Source organism: Atribacter sp. (assembly GCF_035418125.1).
Taxonomy (GTDB): Bacteria; Atribacterota; Atribacteria; order Atribacterales; family Atribacteraceae; genus Atribacter; species Atribacter allofermentans.
Map to the genome: position 1 here is coordinate 1 of NZ_DAOLQM010000317.1, position 2157 is coordinate 2157.

The window sequence follows — 2157 nt, forward strand, 5'->3', positions numbered from 1 at the left end:
ATAAAGGAAGATTGAGAAGATCAGAGTGAGGAGGTTGATATATTCTTAATAATGAGGATTTACAAAACAGATTTTTGAATGAAGCACAAAAAGGGAAGTTAAGGAATTAGAAAGTAACTTTGAATAATTAAAAAAGCTCCAAAGGAATGAAGTATAATATGAATTGGAGATTCCTTAAAGGAAGGAGAAGGTTATGAAATTTAAGGTTGTAATCACCTACGATCCAGAATTTAAAGGATATGTAGTGGATGTTCCCGAACTCCTCGGATGCATGAGCCAGGGTAAAACTCTTGATGAAGCCTTGAGCAATATAAAAGATGCCATTAGGGGATGGCTGGAAGTGGAAAAAAGACACGGAAGATTAAATTCTTTTGAGGAACACGAGGTGTTCTTAGGAGAGGTTACGATCTAAATGGGATTTCTCCCTCGTATGTCGGGTAAAGAAGTAGTAAAAATCTTCCAAAAGTTTGGTTATATTCTGGATCATCAAACTGGAAGTCATATGATTTTATATCATGAAGAAAGACCAACCCCATCAGTACCAAACCATAAAGAGTTGGCTCCAGGTTTACTTCAGGGATTAATTAGAAAGAGTGGTTTATCTGTTGATAAATTTTTAGATGCTAGACCATCGTAGAATTACTTTTTTGGTCGAACCATGAAAAGAGAACACCTTAGATCAAATGAATAAATATCTTCTATTTTTCCTCATTTTTGTCGATCGAAAATAAATTGTTTTTCCTTCTCCCATCAAAGGAGAAGGAACTTCTACTCCTCATTGCGAGACCTGGTTTTTTAAGGTCGTGGCAATCTCATTCCTAAAAGCAGTGAGAAGTGAGTCGTGAGTGGTGAGTTGAATAAAATTTAGGATTTTAGAACTTTTATAAGTGATTAAGCATAAAATGCTTCTCCCTTTGGATAAAGAAATATGGTTCGGGATTCGGTTTTTTTAAAGGGAGGAGAGGAGATTTATTATCGTACAAATATTTTCATTCTTATTTGGTGTTTTGACGCTACAGGAACGTCTATCTTAGGAGGGCAACTGGATAGCAACCTTCAACTTAAGATTAAAAGCTTCAAAAGTTAGGACTTAAAAACTTCACGAAGAGTAATTTTCGTAAATTAAAAAAATACCCTAATGCTTTGATTAAACCAAAATATCAAAAGCCAGAGATCAAATTCATACCTAAATATTTCAGCACCAGGCATCAATAAGCTTTTAAAGGTCGAAAACGAAATTTTTCATTGTCTACTACTACAAAATGACCTTTCAACCTACCTTCATATCGATCTATTAATTGGTTCAAGCGTGGCCACTTCAAATGACGCTCATGAACTTCGAAACGTAAAAAAACAATGCCATAAGCAGGTTTCTTTAACCGGTATACTAACTCCCCAAAATCTCTATCTTCAGTGATTAAGATCCTTTTTTCGTTAAAAGCCTTGAAAAGTATCTCATTATCGAGGGTGCCGGGCTTATATTGCCCAATATAAAGGACATCATGTCCTCCTAACCGTAGATACCGTACCAATTCTATGTTACAACACTCATCAACACAGAATTTCACAGTTGGTTACCTGAGGCAAAGATAATATCTTCCTGGCCGAGATAGTCGGCAGCAAACTCTTGTGCATCGAATATATTCTCAAGTTTTAAATGGGGATGATCTTGAAGAATCTCTTCAGGTGACATCCCTCCGGCTAATTTCCTCAAGATAAGCTCCACGGTGATTCGGGTTCCTTTAATAACCGGCTTTCCAAACATTATTTCCGGATTAATCTCAATCCTTTCATGTTTTTTCACTAAGTTGCCTCCCGCTGAAAAGTTCTATTCAATATTATAGTAAATAGTACATTATTTATAAAATCAAGCAATAATATATATTAAAGATCGCAATATATTACCTTGAAGAAAGCTATTCGAAAATATTTTTTAGAAGACAATTAACAGTGCTTCTGTAGTGCCTTTTAGGCGAAATCTCTTGGTCCATATCTTAAATGTGAATAAAAAACGACGGTTTTTCAACTTTAGTAATTCTTTTGAGGAAAAAGAGATTTTCTATCTTGGAAATAACTGAATGATTTTTTATTGGTAATTCATATTAAGCAACTAACCAGAATCTCATCCTGGGCTTTCACCCTCATCCTCACCTTCTC

The 2157-nt window shown here is 35.1% G+C and carries 4 protein-coding genes; 2 read left to right on the forward strand and 2 right to left on the reverse strand.

Going from position 1 to position 2157, the window contains the following annotated elements:
- Positions 1–193: 193 nt before the first annotated feature.
- Together PLK24_RS10955 and PLK24_RS10960 are read left to right on the forward strand one after the other, a co-directional pair.
- Positions 194–412 (forward strand): type II toxin-antitoxin system HicB family antitoxin, encoded by a 219-nt coding sequence (locus PLK24_RS10955; protein ID WP_324479078.1) that lies wholly within the window; start codon positions 194–196, stop codon positions 410–412.
- Entirely contained in the window at positions 413–637 is a 225-nt protein-coding gene (locus tag PLK24_RS10960; RefSeq protein WP_324479080.1) for a type II toxin-antitoxin system HicA family toxin, read from the forward strand.
- A 571-nt stretch (positions 638–1208) separates the two neighbouring features.
- Here the strand turns inward: PLK24_RS10960 and PLK24_RS10965 are convergent.
- Both PLK24_RS10965 and PLK24_RS10970 read right to left on the reverse strand, forming a co-directional pair.
- A complete protein-coding gene (locus tag PLK24_RS10965; protein ID WP_324479082.1) occupies positions 1209–1568 on the reverse strand; it encodes a DUF5615 family PIN-like protein in 360 nt (119 codons plus the stop codon).
- The gene (locus PLK24_RS10970) at positions 1565–1804 is read right to left on the reverse strand and encodes a DUF433 domain-containing protein (protein ID WP_324479084.1); all 240 of its coding nucleotides are present in this window, start codon (positions 1802–1804) and stop codon (positions 1565–1567) included. Before PLK24_RS10970 ends, PLK24_RS10965 begins: the two co-directional genes overlap by 4 nt.
- Positions 1805–2157: the final 353 nt, after the last annotated feature.